This window comes from Paenibacillus sp. 32O-W, assembly GCF_007679495.1.
GTDB classification, from domain to species: domain Bacteria; phylum Bacillota; class Bacilli; order Paenibacillales; family NBRC-103111; genus Paenibacillus_L; species Paenibacillus_L residui.
The window spans coordinates 45,950-61,594 of the sequence record NZ_VEGP01000030.1; the positions used below are offsets into that span (position 1 = coordinate 45,950).

The 15,645-nt window shown below is 49.8% G+C and carries 20 protein-coding genes and 2 pseudogenes; 7 read left to right on the forward strand and 15 right to left on the reverse strand.

Translation table 11 applies throughout. The annotated features are described in order from the left end of the window. Positions 1–7: 7 nt before the first annotated feature. Positions 8–496 (forward strand): DedA family protein, encoded by a 489-nt coding sequence (locus tag FS806_RS13510; RefSeq protein WP_144937258.1) that lies wholly within the window; start codon positions 8–10, stop codon positions 494–496. Here FS806_RS13510 and FS806_RS13515 read toward each other — a convergent pair. The 7 genes from FS806_RS13515 to FS806_RS13545 all read right to left on the reverse strand — a co-directional run bounded on the left by FS806_RS13515 (position 474) and on the right by FS806_RS13545 (position 4,572). Beyond that, on the reverse strand, positions 474–887 hold the full coding sequence (locus FS806_RS13515; RefSeq protein WP_144937260.1) for an NUDIX hydrolase: 414 nt from the start codon (positions 885–887) through the stop codon (positions 474–476). The two genes, FS806_RS13510 and FS806_RS13515, sit on opposite strands and share 23 nt — an antisense overlap. Before the next feature lie 53 nt (positions 888–940). Beyond that, positions 941–1,558, reverse strand: coding sequence for an NUDIX hydrolase (locus FS806_RS13520; RefSeq protein ID WP_144937263.1), 618 nt, complete (start codon positions 1,556–1,558; stop codon positions 941–943). 28 nt (positions 1,559–1,586) lie between these two features. Continuing rightward, entirely contained in the window at positions 1,587–1,970 is a 384-nt protein-coding gene (locus tag FS806_RS13525; RefSeq protein ID WP_225312758.1) for an MmcQ/YjbR family DNA-binding protein, read from the reverse strand. Between the two features lie 455 nt (positions 1,971–2,425). Then, positions 2,426–3,010 carry an ATP-dependent Clp protease proteolytic subunit gene (locus FS806_RS13530; RefSeq protein WP_144937266.1) on the reverse strand — a complete coding sequence of 195 codons (585 nt, stop codon included), beginning with the start codon at positions 3,008–3,010 and terminating at the stop codon, positions 2,426–2,428. A gap of 20 nt (positions 3,011–3,030) precedes the next feature. Further along, a complete protein-coding gene (locus FS806_RS13535) occupies positions 3,031–3,246 on the reverse strand; it encodes a hypothetical protein (RefSeq protein ID WP_144937269.1) in 216 nt (71 codons plus the stop codon). Continuing rightward, a complete protein-coding gene (locus FS806_RS13540; RefSeq protein WP_144937272.1) occupies positions 3,243–3,839 on the reverse strand; it encodes an ArsR/SmtB family transcription factor in 597 nt (198 codons plus the stop codon). The genes FS806_RS13535 and FS806_RS13540 overlap by 4 nt, the downstream gene beginning before the upstream one ends. A 316-nt stretch (positions 3,840–4,155) precedes the next feature. Next, positions 4,156–4,572 carry a GNAT family N-acetyltransferase gene (locus FS806_RS13545; RefSeq protein ID WP_144937275.1) on the reverse strand — a complete coding sequence of 139 codons (417 nt, stop codon included), beginning with the start codon at positions 4,570–4,572 and terminating at the stop codon, positions 4,156–4,158. Positions 4,573–4,799: 227 nt separating this feature from the next. On the opposite strand from FS806_RS13545, the gene FS806_RS13550 reads away from it, so the two are divergent. Then, entirely contained in the window at positions 4,800–5,564 is a 765-nt protein-coding gene (locus tag FS806_RS13550; RefSeq protein ID WP_144937278.1) for an ABC transporter ATP-binding protein, read from the forward strand. Next, complete coding sequence (locus tag FS806_RS13555) at positions 5,539–7,425, forward strand: FtsX-like permease family protein (RefSeq protein WP_144937281.1); 1,887 nt, start codon at positions 5,539–5,541, stop codon at positions 7,423–7,425. The genes FS806_RS13550 and FS806_RS13555 overlap by 26 nt, the downstream gene beginning before the upstream one ends. Positions 7,426–7,492: 67 nt before the next feature. Here FS806_RS13555 and FS806_RS13560 read toward each other — a convergent pair whose 3' ends face one another. From FS806_RS13560 to FS806_RS13585, 6 genes are all read right to left on the reverse strand, one after another. Next, positions 7,493–8,167, reverse strand: a complete 675-nt coding sequence (locus FS806_RS13560) for an NAD(P)H-dependent oxidoreductase (protein ID WP_144937284.1) — start codon at positions 8,165–8,167, stop codon at positions 7,493–7,495. A gap of 102 nt (positions 8,168–8,269) precedes the next feature. Continuing rightward, the gene (locus FS806_RS13565) at positions 8,270–8,590 is read right to left on the reverse strand and encodes a winged helix-turn-helix domain-containing protein (protein ID WP_144937287.1); all 321 of its coding nucleotides are present in this window, start codon (positions 8,588–8,590) and stop codon (positions 8,270–8,272) included. Further along, positions 8,580–9,203, reverse strand: a complete 624-nt coding sequence (locus FS806_RS13570; RefSeq protein ID WP_144937290.1) for a hypothetical protein — start codon at positions 9,201–9,203, stop codon at positions 8,580–8,582. The genes FS806_RS13565 and FS806_RS13570 overlap by 11 nt, the downstream gene beginning before the upstream one ends. 40 nt (positions 9,204–9,243) lie before the next feature. Beyond that, positions 9,244–9,996 carry an ABC transporter permease gene (locus FS806_RS13575; RefSeq protein ID WP_144937293.1) on the reverse strand — a complete coding sequence of 251 codons (753 nt, stop codon included), beginning with the start codon at positions 9,994–9,996 and terminating at the stop codon, positions 9,244–9,246. After that, a complete protein-coding gene (locus FS806_RS13580) occupies positions 9,996–10,916 on the reverse strand; it encodes an ABC transporter ATP-binding protein (RefSeq protein ID WP_144937296.1) in 921 nt (306 codons plus the stop codon). Before FS806_RS13580 ends, FS806_RS13575 begins: the two co-directional genes overlap by 1 nt. Positions 10,917–11,107: 191 nt before the next feature. Continuing rightward, a complete protein-coding gene (locus tag FS806_RS13585) occupies positions 11,108–11,647 on the reverse strand; it encodes a GNAT family N-acetyltransferase (RefSeq protein ID WP_144937319.1) in 540 nt (179 codons plus the stop codon). Between the two features lie 169 nt (positions 11,648–11,816). On the opposite strand from FS806_RS13585, the gene FS806_RS13590 reads away from it, so the two are divergent. Continuing rightward, positions 11,817–12,632: a DUF368 domain-containing protein gene (locus tag FS806_RS13590; RefSeq protein ID WP_144937299.1), complete on the forward strand. Its 816-nt coding sequence runs from the start codon at positions 11,817–11,819 to the stop codon at positions 12,630–12,632. 206 nt (positions 12,633–12,838) lie between these two features. On the opposite strand, the gene FS806_RS13595 is transcribed toward FS806_RS13590, so the two are convergent. Continuing rightward, entirely contained in the window at positions 12,839–13,627 is a 789-nt protein-coding gene (locus tag FS806_RS13595) for a class I SAM-dependent methyltransferase (RefSeq protein WP_144937302.1), read from the reverse strand. Between the two features lie 270 nt (positions 13,628–13,897). Between FS806_RS13595 and FS806_RS13600 the strand changes: the two genes are divergently transcribed. The 3 genes and pseudogenes from FS806_RS13600 to FS806_RS13610 all read left to right on the forward strand — a co-directional run bounded on the left by FS806_RS13600 (position 13,898) and on the right by FS806_RS13610 (position 15,447). After that, the gene (locus FS806_RS13600) at positions 13,898–14,374 is read left to right on the forward strand and encodes a DUF2975 domain-containing protein (protein ID WP_144937305.1); all 477 of its coding nucleotides are present in this window, start codon (positions 13,898–13,900) and stop codon (positions 14,372–14,374) included. Positions 14,375–14,383: 9 nt separating this feature from the next. Then, the gene (locus FS806_RS13605; protein WP_144937308.1) at positions 14,384–14,605 is read left to right on the forward strand and encodes a helix-turn-helix domain-containing protein; all 222 of its coding nucleotides are present in this window, start codon (positions 14,384–14,386) and stop codon (positions 14,603–14,605) included. Between the two features lie 20 nt (positions 14,606–14,625). After that, a pseudogene (locus FS806_RS13610) lies at positions 14,626–15,447 on the forward strand (DUF817 domain-containing protein). A gap of 17 nt (positions 15,448–15,464) precedes the next feature. On the opposite strand, the pseudogene FS806_RS26710 reads toward FS806_RS13610, so the two are convergent. Then, positions 15,465–15,554 (reverse strand): annotated as a pseudogene (locus tag FS806_RS26710) (IclR family transcriptional regulator); the annotation flags it as partial. Positions 15,555–15,645: the final 91 nt, after the last annotated feature.

Sequence of the window (15,645 nt, forward strand, 5' to 3'; positions counted from 1 at the left end):
TATTTATATGGAATTTGTCCAGGAAATGATCGCACAATACGGATATCTCGCCTTGTACTGTCTTCTGGCTCTTGGGATCATCGGCTTGCCCATACCCGATGAAGTGCTGATGACCTTCGTCGGGTATTTGGCGTCCATGGGGATTTTGCGCTATACGGCAGCGGTTGTAGTCAGTCTTCTTGGATCCATGTCCGGCATGATCCTCAGTTACGAGCTGGGTCGCAAAATCGGCAAACCGCTGGTGTGGAAGTTCGGCAAATGGATCTGGCTGACGCCGAAAAGGCTGGAGAAAGCGGAGGGTTGGTTCAACCGCTACGGAAAGTGGGCCGTCAGCTTCGGCTACTTCATCCCCGGAATCCGCCATCTAACCTGCTACCTGTCCGGGGTCAGCGGGATGAAGCGAACCACCTATTGGCTCTTCGCTGCTATTGGGGCGGTGGTATGGTGTGTCTTGTTTATCACTATCGGATATTTTATCGGGGTTCAATTTGTTTAAGGTAATCTAACAGGAAAGACCGGTCCTCCGGAAATGCCAGCTCCAGGTCCTCCAGTTCACTTGCCGATTTCCAGGCAACCTCATAAATCAGACCGTCGGGATCCTGGATGGCTGCGGCTCCGCCTACTTTTTCCACCTCATAGTAAGTCACCGTATATTCCGTCTGCAGATGCGTTCCTTTTTTTTCGAAGAGCTTTCGGATGACTTTAGCTCTATAACCCGTCTCCTCATATATTTCCCGGATACAGCATTCTTCCAGAGTTTCACCCTCTTCTTGTCCTCCTGACGGCACGGACCAGACCTTCTTCTCTTCCGGCTTGCCTTGTAACACCATAAGAATCTGCTTCGACTCATTCACACAAACACCCGCCGAGCCGGACCAATGTTTCATGAAAGAACCTCCCCCATTAGTATATGGACCGGGCATCCCGATTTCCGCCCGTTCTAGTCGAATACCGCTTCTTTATCGGGTTCTCTTAACCATGCAAATAACGTTTGGAGCTGCGTTCGGGTGGTTCGCGATTCGGATAATGCCGGCAACCCGTTCTCCGTGAAAAACCGTGCCTCCGACGTCTCCAGCCCGCCTCCAGCCTCCCCTCCGACGATTTCACACAAGATAAAGAGAACATATTCCGGATAAGGGGCCGGAAGCGGATAATGCAGCCTTTTGTCCAGCAGCCCGAGCAGACGGACAGGGACCGCATCGAATCCGGACTCTTCCTTGATTTCTTTGACAGCCACCTCTGCAGGAGACAGTCCGATATCGGCCCATCCTCCGGGCAGTGCCCAGTTGCCATCGGTCCGTTCTCTCACCAGCAATAGCTTTCCTTCGTTAAAAATGACTGCACGCACAGCTACCTTCGGGGTAATCCTCCGTGTTGCATCGGCAAATAACGTTGTTATTTTTTCGCTTTCAGCAAATACACTGCCGTTAAGCATTTCCAAGCCGAGCTCTCTTAGCTGCTCGAAGCGTTCCAAGTTATAAACATCTTTGGAATGAGCCAATCCGGCTTGACTGATAGCTTGCAGCCGGTCCGCCCACTTGAGCCATTTATTCTCCATGTTTTTCATCTCCCGTCCGGTATTGAGACTATTCCTGCTCCTGCAGCAGCTTCACCAGACGTTTGGGAGCGGCCCGCATATACGCTTCACGAAGCAATTCACCCAGCTCCCCCCAGTCCAGAGGCTGGTCGGCCTTGATCGATACCCAGCCGTAATGACCGATATATGGGGTTTTAAAGAAACGGCCTTGGTGCAAAAGCAGCTCTTGATTTTCCCGATCCGACTTGAACGACAAGCCGGCAGGACCTTCATTTTCTCCCATTATAATAAAAGATTTGCCCCTGACCTTAAAGGTGGTATGCCCGAACCCGTCAATGATTTCTTCCACCTCCGGCAAGGAGGCGCACAGCTTGCGGACCTGCTTGAGCATCTCTATTCCCTGTTCCGATTTCAAGCTTTTAGGTTCATGCATCGCCCTACCTCCTGGATGTCTATAGGATTCTTGCTTCTTCTTTTCTTATTCGTCCTCGAGCGGCAAAGTCCTTTTCCGAGGTTATCTGTTTCTTACAAGAACTGTAAGTCACCATGGGATGAAAACCATGCAGAATCTTATGTAAATAGAAAGCCTGCAATTCTGCATGATTTCGGCCGTTTGGCCCGGTAACCACTGCAAAGCCTGAAAAAATACATCTTTTTTATCGTTTGAGGGGAGGTCGGACGATTTTGTAAGGAAAATAATGTATTATCGCAGGCTTTTCGCCGAGCTGTTCCGAATCGACTCAAAATTGATGTATAATCGCAGGAATTTGTACCCGCTGTAAAAGGTCATGCCTTCCTCATATCGCGGTCGTTCTTACTTTGCGGAGAGCCCCAATAGAAAAAAAGCCCTTCCCCGCGGGGAAAGGCTCGTTGACCCGGCTTACAAGCTCATTGGCAAATCCGGTCTATCAGTCCATATTCAAGGGTCTCTTGGGCGGACATATAGTAATCCCGGTCCGTATCCTTCTCCACCTTCTCCAGAGGCTGCCCGCTCTTCTCCGCGAGCACACGGTTGATGCGGTCGCGGGTATTCAGAATGTTCTTGGCATGGATGGCGATGTCTGTCGCCTGGCCTTTGATTCCGCCGCCGCCCACCCAAGGTTGATGGATCATCACTTCGGCATTCGGAAGGGCCAGCCGTTTGCCTGGGGCTCCTGCGGCCAGCAGGACAGCGCCGAAGGAAGCGGCCAGACCGACGCAGATGGTGGATACATCCGGCTTCACGTGCTGCATGGTATCGTAAATCGCGAATCCGGCGGATGTCGATCCTCCCGGACAGTTAATATACAGATGAATATCCTTATCGGGATCGTCTGCAGCAAGAAACAACAACTGGGCTATCACGGCATTCGCTACGGAATCGTCAATGGGGGAGCCCAGAAATACGATCCTGTCCCTAAGCAGCCTGGAATAGATGTCGTAGGATCTCTCCACCCCTTTGCTCTGTTCCACTACAATCGGCACAATACTCATTGGATTGTAATCCCCTTTCCTTAAGCCGCGCAGCGCAGCGAATTTGTCGCCGCCGAGGCGTTCTTACTAGCTTGCGGAATGCCAAAACCGGAGGAAACCACGCGGATGACCGGCATATTTGCCCCTGTATCACTGCTTGTATGCAGCACTTGAACAGTCGCCTCCCGTTCGCCCTCTCTCCCCTTCTCCCAGACCAATATCGGCCGGGACGTCACAGGTTCACTCTTGTTATTCATAGGTTACCTCCTTGTTCGGGTTCAGGATAGACGGCCATTAATACGCGGTAGCCGTTCTTCTTGTCCGGGGTTCGATACTTCTCTGCGAGGGCCTTCATGGCTTCCGCATAATCGCGGATGAACGCCTGCCGATCCGCCTCATCCGGCAGATAGACCTCCGTCTCCATCGTTGCGCTTGGAACCTCCTCCGCCTCATCGGACGCCTCCATGAGGCGCAGAGCATCACTGCGCATCCGCTCGGAGAGCGTAATCAGATGCCTCAGCGCCCCTTGCTCCTTCAGCTTGCTTACCGTCTCTTCCGGCCAGCCGAACGATTCCGGAATAATGAACGTTCTGGCAATCGATTGATACAGCACCTCGATCAAATTCTTCACTTGGCGGGTGCCGCTTCTCCGGATCAGACCGACCTTCTCGAGCGCTTTCAGATGATAATTGATTTTTTGCGGGGCTTCTCCCAACTGCCGGCCAACCTCCGATGCGGAGGAAGGCTCGCTCAGGATTCGCAAAATCTCGGCCCGCAGAGGATTCAATAGCGCAAGAGCTTGTTCCGGGCTATCCAGCCTATAGACTTCCTGTATGTCGATTTCCGCCATTGCTTCGCGCTCTCCTAAAAATTATTTTTTACGTAAACTTATTTTATTATGATGGTTTGTTTTTGTCAATCCTATTCCTCAGAGGCTAGTCCGAAAGCAGTGGATGGATTTAAGCCTTTTACGCAGGAAATACATGAGACCGCATTCTTTCCACCTGCCTTTGAAGTCGAAAAAAAGAACCTCCAAGCCCACAGCAATGAGGTTAGAAGTTCCTTTATCTTTATGCAAACTAGGAATGAATGCACCAAACTTATTCCTTTCATCCGCAGTCGGTTGAAACTTTGGTTCCGACTAATCTTACTTCCGCCCTTGCCGGCTAAGCCCAGGGATTAGTCGGCCTCCTCTTCATAAATCTGTCCGGGTCCCGGACAAAGCCGAAGGATTCATACAGCCCATGTGCATCTTTCGTGCCCAAAACTCCTGTCAGTCCGTCTAATTCCTCAGATTGAACAATGAGGTCCACTAACCTCCTGCCAATGCCTTGCCCTCTATACTCTTCGTCAATAAATACATCGCATAAATAATACATAGTGGCCCAATCAGTAATGATCCGGGCAAAGCCGATTTGTCTCGTGCCATGATAGACCCCGTAACAAATCGAATTTTCGATCGATGCCTGCACTTGGGCTAACGTTCTCCGGTTGGCCCAGTAAGAGCGTGATAAAAACTGATGAATGGTTTCGGTCTGCAGCAGAGCCTTATCCTTGCTGATGAAATATTCTCCATTTTTCAAATCTGTCAGCCTCCCTTCATAACAATGCGTATCCAATAAAAAGCAAGTCACAACGTTTTGTTGACTTCAGTATACACGAAAAAAACGATGGATTACTGCGACTCTTATTTATATTCCGGACGAACATGACAAAAATGAAAGATAACCGTAAGGAAGATCAATGGTGCCGTTTGCCGGGAGGAGGTAAAGTAGACGGTAAGATGAATTTAGATAGAAGGAGTGGGAATATGCTTGAAGTTAGAAATGTATCCAAGGTCTATGAGGGCAAAGTCTCTTACCAAGCACTGTCCAATTTGAATTTAACGATTCAGCAAGGAGAATTTGTCGGCGTCATGGGGCCGTCCGGCAGCGGCAAAACAACACTGCTCAATGTCGTGTCGACCATTGACAAGCCTACTTCCGGCGAAGTCGTCATTGCCGGGAAGAACGCCCATCAACTAAGCAAGCGCAAGCTGGCCTTATTCCGCCGCCGGGAGCTGGGCTTCGTCTTTCAGGACTTCAATCTGCTGCAGACGCTGACGGTTAAGGAAAATATTATTTTCCCTCTGACTCTGGAAAATGTCAGCATCAAGGAACAGGACGAACGCGTGAATCGGATCGCGGACAAGCTTGGCATCGCCCATATCTTGAACAAACGCACCTACGAAATATCCGGCGGCCAAAGCCAACGAACAGCGATCGCACGCGCTATTATTCACTCTCCCAAGCTGATTCTGGCGGATGAGCCGACCGGAAACCTGGATTCGAAAGCGGCCCGCGACGTTCTGGAGATCCTGCAGAAGCTGAACAAGGAGGAGGGCGCCACCATGATGATGGTCACCCATGACTCCCAGGCCGCCAGTTACTGCGACCGCGTTATTTTCATCAAAGACGGCATGCTTTTCAGCGAGCTGCGCCGGACGGACAAGCAGCAAGTATTTTTCCAGGAAATCATGAACGTATTGATGACCATAGGGGGAACGGAAGATGAATTTTCGGCAGTTCGCGTTTAAGAACGTATTCCGCAACAAGCGGCTGTATGCCGGGTATTTCTTCAGCTGCGCTTTCTCGGTCATGATTTTCTTCGTCTACTCGATGCTGGCGTTCCATCCGGAGCTGGATTTCTCCGGTAAGGGTGGTTATGGACAAGGCGCTCAGACGAGTATGGACGTTTCCCAATATATCATTTACTTTTTTACATTTTTCTTTATTCTGTATTCGATGAGCGTTTTCCTGAAATCGCGGAAGAAAGAATTCGGCATCTGCATTATGCAGGGGATGTCCGATTTGCAGCTTAGACGGCTCGTTTTTCTCGAAAATGTCATCATTGGGCTGGCTTCGACCGTGTCCGGCATTGCTATCGGACTGCTGTTGTCCAAAGGTATGCTAATAATGGGAAGCACTGTCCTTACACTGGAGCAGCCTCTCTCTTTCTATTTGCCGACCAAAGCCGCTTTATTCACTTTCGTAGCCTTTGCTCTGTTATTTATATTCATTTCTCTGTTCACCGCCGTTATTTTGCGCAGCAGCTCGCTTATTGACCTGCTGAAAGGCACTGCCAAACCGAAGCCGGAGCCGAAGGCCTCCACTTTCCTCGCCCTGTTAGCGGCTTTCTTGATCCTTGCCGGATACGTGATTGCTTTCGTGGTCAGAGGCGCGATGGTGATTATTGCCCTGCTCCCGGTTGCTCTTATCGTAAGTATAGGAACCTATTTCCTGTTCACCCAGTTGAGCGTTTATATGATTAATAAGCTGAAGAAAAATCAAAAACTGTACCGCAGCAAAACCAATCTGATTACCTTGTCCGATCTGGCCTACCGGATGAAGGATAATGCCCGCATGTTCTTCCTGGTCGCTATCATCTCGACGGTCGCTTTCTGCGCCATCGGGACTTTGGTCGGGATGAAATCCATGTTTACTGCCAAGATAACCGAATCGGTCCCGGCGTTTAAGTACGAATCGTATGCCGGAAATCCACAGGAGGCCGAACATTCCAAGCTCATCGAGCAGGAATTGACGGAGGCCAAGATCAATTACGAGCCTCTGGTCATCCAGAAGAAACGGTTGGAAGATGCGGAAACGAAGAAAAGCTACAGTATCATTTCAGAAACAAACTACAATAAAATTACAAAAGAGGAGATACAGTTAACGGATGGTGAAGCTCTCCTGTTCTATCCGGACAACATGGGCTTCGGAGGGCAACCTGTAGGACAGGAGAAACAAATCTCGCTTCAGGACGGACGCACTTTGGATATCAAGGAGAATACCGTCTTACCGATTGCGCTCCAACAAGTTGAATTCTCCAGAACGGCCATCGTATCTGACGCCGTTTTCCAGTCGCTGTCCGAATCGCTGACGGAATCTACCTCGTACGTATTCCATGTAGAAGATTGGCGGCAAACCTTGAATGTGTCCAAGCAGCTTAATGAGAAGCTGCAAGGCAACGGCGAGCATTACAGCTTCTTCTCAAGGGCTTACGATCTAAACGATATTAATCAGGGCTTCGGGCAAATTCTGCTGACCGGATTGTTCATCGGAGCTGTGTTCTTCGTCGCCGCGGGCAGCTTCCTGTACTTTCGCCTGTACGCGGATTTGGACCATGACCGTGCGCAGTTCCGCTCTATTACGAAGCTGGGGCTGACGGAAGGCGAGCTGTCGAAGATCGTATCGACCCAGATCGGGCTGCTGTTCTTCGTACCGATCATCGTTGCGCTCATTCATGGAGCCGTTGCGCTGAATTCATTGCAGAACACATTCAATGCCAATCTAGTTAAAGAATCGGCACTCGTTCTGGGCTCATTCACGATCATCCAGATCCTCTATTTCTTGTTCATCCGTGCCAACTATGTGAAAAAGCTGAAGGAAGTCATGTAGCCGTCATCCAAACCAGATGATTTAAAAGAGGAGCAGCCGATTCGGCCTGCTCCTCTTTTAATGTTGACTATTCGACCCACCGGACAATATCCTCGAGCTTTTGTCTGCTCTTGGGATACTTCGGCTCTTGTGCTCTGTAGCCAAAGGCCGCCATGACGGATACATCGAGACGTCCTTCTTCCAGCAAGCCCTCCTGTTCCAGCACCTGATGGACCCGATCGTAGTCAAAGCCCTCAATCGGACAGGAATCGATGCCGATCAGAGCGGCAGCAGTCATCATATTCCCCAGTGCAATATAAGTTTGCTTACAGGACCAATCGAATAAAGCCCGCTCGTTATCAAGCAAGTGCCAGTCCGATTCCTGAAACTCTCTATACCTGGGGAGAAGCTTCTCGATCAGGTGATCTGGGTAGTTCTTTACTTCCTTCTGAAGTCTCATCACATATTCCGAATCATACCGGACGTCTTTTCTCGCTAGAATAACGACAAAATGGCTGGCCGTCGGAAGCTGGGTCTGCGCTCCCCAGGAAAATTCCTTTAATTTCTCCCTGAGCGATGGATTCTGGATAACAAGAAATTTCCAAGGCTCGTAGCCGACAGAGCTGGGGGATAACCTTCCGGCCTCTAAAATAAAATGAAAATCTTCATCCGAAATAGGCTTCTCAGGGTCAAACACCTTGGTTGCATGGCGAAAGTGAAAGGCATCGATAATCTCTTGTTTGCGAATACCGGGAGTACTCATGTCATCCACCTCTCTATTTCTTATGTAAGGAAAGGCAGCGCCCCATAGCTTTAAGAGAATACAAGACTCCAAATCCACGCTGTCTGCTTGGAAGGAGCCCTGTCAGCTCTTCCGATGTGGAGGCTGTGCCATACGAATGATCCGTTCCAGGCCTTCAATATACTGCTGGAACATATTCATCCCGAGCTCGGTAGGAGAACAAATCGTCTTGGGCCGTCTTCCGACGAATGTTTTCTGTACATCAATGTAGCCGGCCTGCTCCAGTACGCGGATATGATTCCCCAGATTGCCTTCGGTTAATTGCAGCTCGTCCCGCAGAAATTTGAAATCACATTGCCCGTGAACGGCAAGCAAGCTCATGATTCCAAGCCGGGCCTTGGCATGGATGGTCTCGTCGATGGCATCGAACAGATTATCCCCCATGACGCTTACTCCGCCACTGCAGATATATTCCTGCCATAATATTGCTGCCTCCGCCCAGCAATCCCAGAATGATAAATTGATATTCCCTGAAAAACAGCCAGGTCAAGATCGACAGCAGGATGAACCAGCAGCCGACAACCGCAGGTCCTTTCCCGGCCAGCGAGGCTAGGGATACATAGGAAATCCCTACCAGAATAACCCAGAAGAAGGAGGCGTATTCGACCCTTACTATGCCCGATGCCAGCATAAAGAACCCTGACAGCATCATCACCGCGAAAGGCAGCCAGAACATCCAGGCATAGGCTCCTCCCTCCTGCTCGTTGGAGGAACGGGACTGTCTCATCCCGACGGCCGCCGAAAGTATCGAGCCTACGATCGCACCGCTTAACCAGTACCAATTAGGCCAAACGGAATGGTCGAAATGCATGCCGACAAACCCGATCATCATATAGGCTCCCCAAATATACAGATAGGGCGGAGAATGATCGAGCTTCTTGCGGTTTCTGGCAATCAGCTGCTTAATAAACTCAATATCCTGCAGAGCCTGATCCGCACCCGTGTACCGCCCACCCTCTGCTGGTTTACGCATATGCTGCTCCTTGTTTTCCTTCAAAGATAACCACTCCTGAAGCCTGCAATTTTACCTTTCCTAGTTATCGATTTTCCCATCGAAACAACAATAATGCAAGTATACAGCAAGTAATTGTGAAGCCGGCCATCACCAGCAATTCTTTACCAAGCTCCGTGAACGGCTGGCCATACCATGCTCCCCGGACCAGATCCACATAATAAGTCATCGGTATCCAGCGGCTGATGGACTGCATAACGTCGGGCAGCATGGCGAGCGGCATCGCAATTCCCGAGAGAAAGATCATGGGGAAGAACACGATCATCGCCAACCCGCTTGCCGCACCGGTCGTGCTGACCAGACCCGACAGGGCAAAACCAAGACTGAAGAAACCGATGACTCCCATTAACAGGCTCCCGATAACCGCTGCCAGGGAGGCTGCCGTAAGCTGGACATCCCAAATGAGCTTGGCAAGAATGACGATTTCAACCGCACCGGCGACAATAAGAAAAATCCCTTGCACCGTATGGGAAGCCAGCACGGCGGACTTGCGGATCGGAGTAACCCGAAATCTTCTCAAAATACCGTTCTGTCGGTAGGTGATCATGTTAATATTAAGAGTAAACAAGGACACGGACATGACATTCATTGCGCACAATGCGGGGACATAATCATCGATATACCGGCCTCCCGGATAGATCGTACTGGGTGAATCCCCGAACATGGAACCAAACAACAGCAGCATCAGCACGGGATAAACCAGCACCCAAAAGATCGTAATCCAGTCCCGCAAATATAACCGCAGATCAAAAGCCGTCAATTTCAAAAAGGCGTTCATTACGCTCCCCTCCCCTGCTTTTCCGTCAATTCACTGAAAACTTCGTTCATCGACATCTCCTCCAGCTTCAGTCCTCTGACCACCCACTTCTCTTCATCGGCCCGGCGGTACAAATGCTGGAGGGTGAGATCCATGTCCGTCGAATGGAGCTTGATGATGCCGGACTCCCATTCGACATGAACGACATTTGTCAGCTCCGCCATGGCCTTCTGACTTGTCCGCCCGGGATTTCGGAAACTGATCCGCTTGCCCTCTCCGAGCAACGCGATCAGATTCTCCGGCGTATCCAGCGCAATCAGGCTGCCGCGGCTCATCACCGCCACCCGGTCGCACAGCGTCTCTGCTTCTTCCATATAATGAGTGGTAACAACGATGGTCCGCCCTTCCTCTCTAAGCTGCTTGATCATCTGCCACATCTGATTGCGGGCAACCGGGTCCAAGCCCATACTCGGCTCATCCAGGAAGACAATATCCGGATCGTTAATCAGGGCGAGAGCCAACGATACCCGCTGCTTCCAGCCGCCCGACAGCGATTTGAAGTAACTGTTTAACCTATCCCCCAGCCCGAGTAAACGTATGATTCCTTCCAAGTCGGCCGTGCGGTCATAGAAGGAGGAAAAGACGTTCAGAATCTCCTTCACCCTCGCATTTCCTGGGATGGATGTGGACTGGAGCAGCACACCGATCCTTTCCTTAATCTGCTGCGAATGGCTTCGGATATCTTTATTCAGCACCTTCACCGTTCCGCTGTCCGCCGAACGCAGTCCTTCCATCATTTCAATCAAAGTTGTTTTACCGGCGCCATTAGGACCTACGATACCGAAGATTTCCCCCTTACCGATCTGCAGCGATACATCCCCTACAGCCAACGTAGATCCGTACCGTTTGCTCACCTTATCCAACCGGATGACAGTTTCCACCGGATGCCCCTCCTTGCATGTTCATTTTTACTCTGAAAGACAGAGTGAATTAACTCTGTATTACAGAGTATTCTGTTTTTCAGCAAAAGTCAATGAGAAAACTCTTTGGTTACACGATACAAAAAAAAAGACAATAGAACAAAATAAGCTCTGATCTACTGTCTTTGCCTCTCCGGCGCGTCCCGCCTTATTTAATTATTCCGGTATTCCATCAGCCAGCAGTCTCTGTACTCGCCTTCACGCCATTCGTGCTTCGGCAGCAGCTTGACCTTGACAAACCCGCATTTCTCATACACTTTAAGGGCCCGGGCATTCCAGGTTTGCGGGTCCATTACGATTTTGCCCGCCCGCTTCTCACGGATCAAATAGTCGACCATCGATCGCACCAGCTCGGTCCCTATTCCGCGGTTCCAATAATCCGGCTCGCCGATAAACTGATCCATCCCGTATATGTTTTCGGCAAAATCGCTATAGCCGTACTCTTCTTTCTCTTCATCGCCAATCGGGTAGAATTGAATATACCCGATATCCTTGCCTTGATATTGAACTATACATGGATCGATCTCTATCGATCGGTCGTAAAATTGCTCCCTGACCGTTTCCATGGTTAAAGGCCTGTCCCGCCCTTCATAGAACTCCAACACGCGAGGATCACTCAGCCAATGCACCAGAAGCTCGGCGTCGCTTTCTTCCAGTGCCCTTACCGCAAGGTCCCCGTATCGATAATAGATCAACTTTCACTCCTCCTTTTATAGTACGGTGAGCTAAGAATGCTACTAATGGATGGGTGCGTTTCCCAAGCAGATTATGGTATAGTAATTGAGGATCGAAGTCGGACAACCCTATAAAGAAATAGAAATCAAGCAAGGCTCATATTCGGATAAAGAGAGGAAAGAGACTATGGAATGGAAGAACATTTACCGTGGGCTGCTAATGGGCATCAGCGATTTGATCCCGGGAGTCAGCGGTGGCACCATTGCCGTCGTGCTTGGTATTTATGACCGTCTGTTGGAAGCGATCAGCGGATTTTTCAGCCGCGATTGGAAACGCCACATCGGGTTTCTGATACCGCTGGCAGCAGGAATGGGAACGGCCCTCCTGCTTCTCAGCCGTCTGATCAAATATTTACTGGAGCATCACTACCAGCCAACGCAGTTCTTTTTTATCGGTCTGATCATCGGCGTCCTGCCCTTTATCTTCAGGCAATCGGAAGCCAAGCGCCATTTTAAGTTGCGGCACGTGATCGTTCTCATTCTTGCTGCGGCCCTGCTCGCTTCGATGGCATTCATTCAAACGGATAAATCCGCAGAGCCGATCACGAACTTAACGCTGCTCACGGTTGCAGGCTTGTTCTTCTCCGGCTGGCTTGCCAGTATGGCCATGCTGCTTCCGGGGATAAGCGGCTCCTTTATCCTGCTCGTTCTCGGAGTTTATTCCACGGCCATTCATGCCCTGTCCGAGCTTAATCTGCCGCTCATTGCCATTATCGGATCCGGCGTGATTGTCGGTTTTATCGTCAGCAGCAAGGGCATCCGCTATCTGCTGTCAGAGTTTCCTCACATGACTTATGCCGTCATAATCGGCCTGATTCTCGGATCTATCGTCGTCGTCTTCCCGGGCTTCACCTCCGATATGGCGACTTTGGGAATTAGCGCCATCACATTGGTGGCAGGTCTGGTCGTTGCCCTGCTGTTCGGCTCCAAGACCCGTGCTTAGCACGAATCTGGGACAAAATAAAGGCCATCACTCCTCCCGGGACAGCATTTTGCGGCTCCCTGGAGGAGCTTTTTTTACCACATAAGGAATCTTTTACAGCGTTAATACGATGTAAATATAGATTCCTATTGGCATAAAAAGCTTCCTCTAATACCGGGTTATTCATCTTCGAGATGGCTCCGTTAGGAGCTTTTTTTATCGGTCGGTCAAGAAGGCATTATCAAAACCGCGACAGAATATTGATGCGGAATGGACAGGGGCTCGGGTAATGGGGACAATTCCCCTTCGATCCGGGCAATGATCCTCTCCTTTCGCTCATCCTCCACATTAGTCATCCAAGAGAGGGTTCTCATCTTGCCGCACCATTCCTCCACCGTAAAGCTGAGATCGTAATCGTACTGCCATTCAGCCATCAGCTTCAGGCCGCTTTCCTCCCATTCCCGGAACCAGTTCACGGGAAAACCGTTTCTTCTTTCCTTAACCTCCCCCATAGCTCCGGCCGGCTTAATTTCAACCCCGAATTGTTTGACAATCCTGAACGTTTGCTGCGCCACATCCGATAATTGCGGAACAAAGACTGAGTTGATAACGATCAACAGGCCGTTCCTTTTGAGCAGCCGCCTCACTTCCTTTAGAACCGATCGGCGGTCGAACCAGTGCCAGGCCCTAAGAGCCGTTATAGCATCCAGGCTGCGATCGGGCAAGTCTATGCTCTCGGCGACTGAATGAATATAATGGATCGAATGGCCTTCCGCCTCATCCTGGGCTTTCGCCGCACTAATTAAGCTTATTTCCGGCTCGATCCCTGTGACCGATGCCCCTTGCCGGGCCAATGCCCTGCAGAAAATGCCGCTCCCCGCACCCAAATCCGCCACGGCCTTACCGGAGAATTCGATATTTCTGCGCCTAAACTGCTCGAAGATGACCTCCGGCAGCTCATCCCGATACTTGGAATACTCTTTAGACACTCGGCCAAAGTTCACTTGATTTGACATCGGATCACCTCAAACCCAACTTACAACTTTATCCATAAAAAGTAAAACGGATTATTTCTTTCACTTGTATAAATAAATTTTATGGTCGGCAAGAGGAGCATACTTAATTGAAGGCACGCCCCTTTTCAAGAGATACGCCAGCCATTAGCAACAGGCCGACATCACCTGAAAAATAATAAATATTTATCGTGTATAGCTAAAAATATATTGATATTCGATAAATAAAATGATATTCTACTGCCATTAACGGAGGGTGAGGTGCTCCATGAGATGATACGAGGAAAAACCATTTTCCTGAAAATCGCTGTTGTCGTTATTGGTATGGTTGCTCTTGTACTGTTTATTTTTTGGTTGCCGGGTTTGGCTAGAAGCACAGCAGAGATGAATCCCGATTATGCCTATTTGAGATATCCTGTGCTCGCAGGTGTGTATATTTCGGCCATACCGTTTTATTTTGCACTGTACCAAGCTTTAAAACTGTTGCATTACATTGAAAACAATAATGCGTTCTCTGAACATGCCATAGCTTCATTGAAATCTATTAAATATTGCGCCGTTGCGATAATTCTATTGTATGCCGTCGGTTTTGCGCTCCTTAGATTCCAGATCGCCTTCCATTATTCCATTGCAATCATTGGAGCCATCGTTATCTTTGCTACTTCTGCTGTAGCCGTCTTCGCAGCCGTTCTCCAGGAACTGTTAACAAATGCATTAGAAATCAAATCGGAAAACGATTTGACCGTCTGAGGTGTACATATGGCCATTCTTATCCATATCGATGTCATGCTGGCAAAAAGAAAAATGAGCGTCACCGAGCTTTCAGAAAAGGTAGGGATCACTATGGCAAACCTTTCCATACTGAAAAATGGAAAGGCGAAGGCGGTTCGCTTTTCCACTTTAGAAAAAATATGCGAAGTGCTGGATTGTCAGCCCGGGGATATCCTGGAGTATTCCAAGGATGCTCCTGAAGACATCTAAACATTTCATAGGAGGCGCTAATGCAAACAGAACAATTGAAGCGCGCAGGAGCAAAGACTCAGCGCCGAACCTATACCCAGTCCTTCCTGCAGTTGCTTCATTTCGGTTATCAGCAGGCGATGAGCTGCATATTCCCGGTGGCGATTTTCGGAACGTTGGCCGTCTCCAAATGGATTGATGTACCGTTCATCCATAGATATGATCTCATTTTACTCGTGCTGATTATCGTACAATACTTGATGTATCGCAGCCGCTTGGAAACTCTCGAAGAAATCAAGGTTATTTGCGTATTCCATATCATCGGCCTGATGTTGGAGCTGTATAAAGTTCATATGGGCTCCTGGTCCTATCCCGAACCGGGGTATACGAAATGGCTCGGTGTTCCGCTATATAGCGGTTTTATGTACGCCAGTGTGGCGAGCTACATGTGACAAGTATGGAGGCGGCTCAAGATGGATATGTCCGGCTGGCCGGGAATGGTGCCTGCCGTCGTGCTTGGCGCGGCGATTTATGCGAACTTCTTCACCCATCATTTCATTCCCGATTTTCGCTGGCTCCTCATGGCGCTCGTGCCTGTTGTTTTTTGGAAAACATGGATTTGGTACACCGTTCGCACTACGACTTACCGGATGCCGCTTACGGCAGCCTTCCTGCTCGTCGGCTTTTTCATCTGGCTGGCAGAAAACATCGCAACCTACTTCGGGGCATGGAAATATCCGAACCAACAAGAAACATGGCAGCTCGTAGGCTTTGGCAAAATCAGCTCGTGGTTTCTCCTTGTCATCATCAGCGTCATTATCGTGGCACAGTTGAAGCACGTGAAAGCGAATCGGAGCAAATAAGGGATCGTCCCAAATCTGGAGGCGCCGACATACAAAGGCATTCTTACGCCCGCCCGGGCCAATCTGCGGATCGCCTGATTGCTCTGCATCGTTTGGATGCGAATCCTCGGACAAGGATGCCCAAAGACGAGGTCGAGTAGGCGGGGCCTTTCCTTCGAGGATTGTGCCCCTTACCCCTCACAGATCCGTACGTGCGCA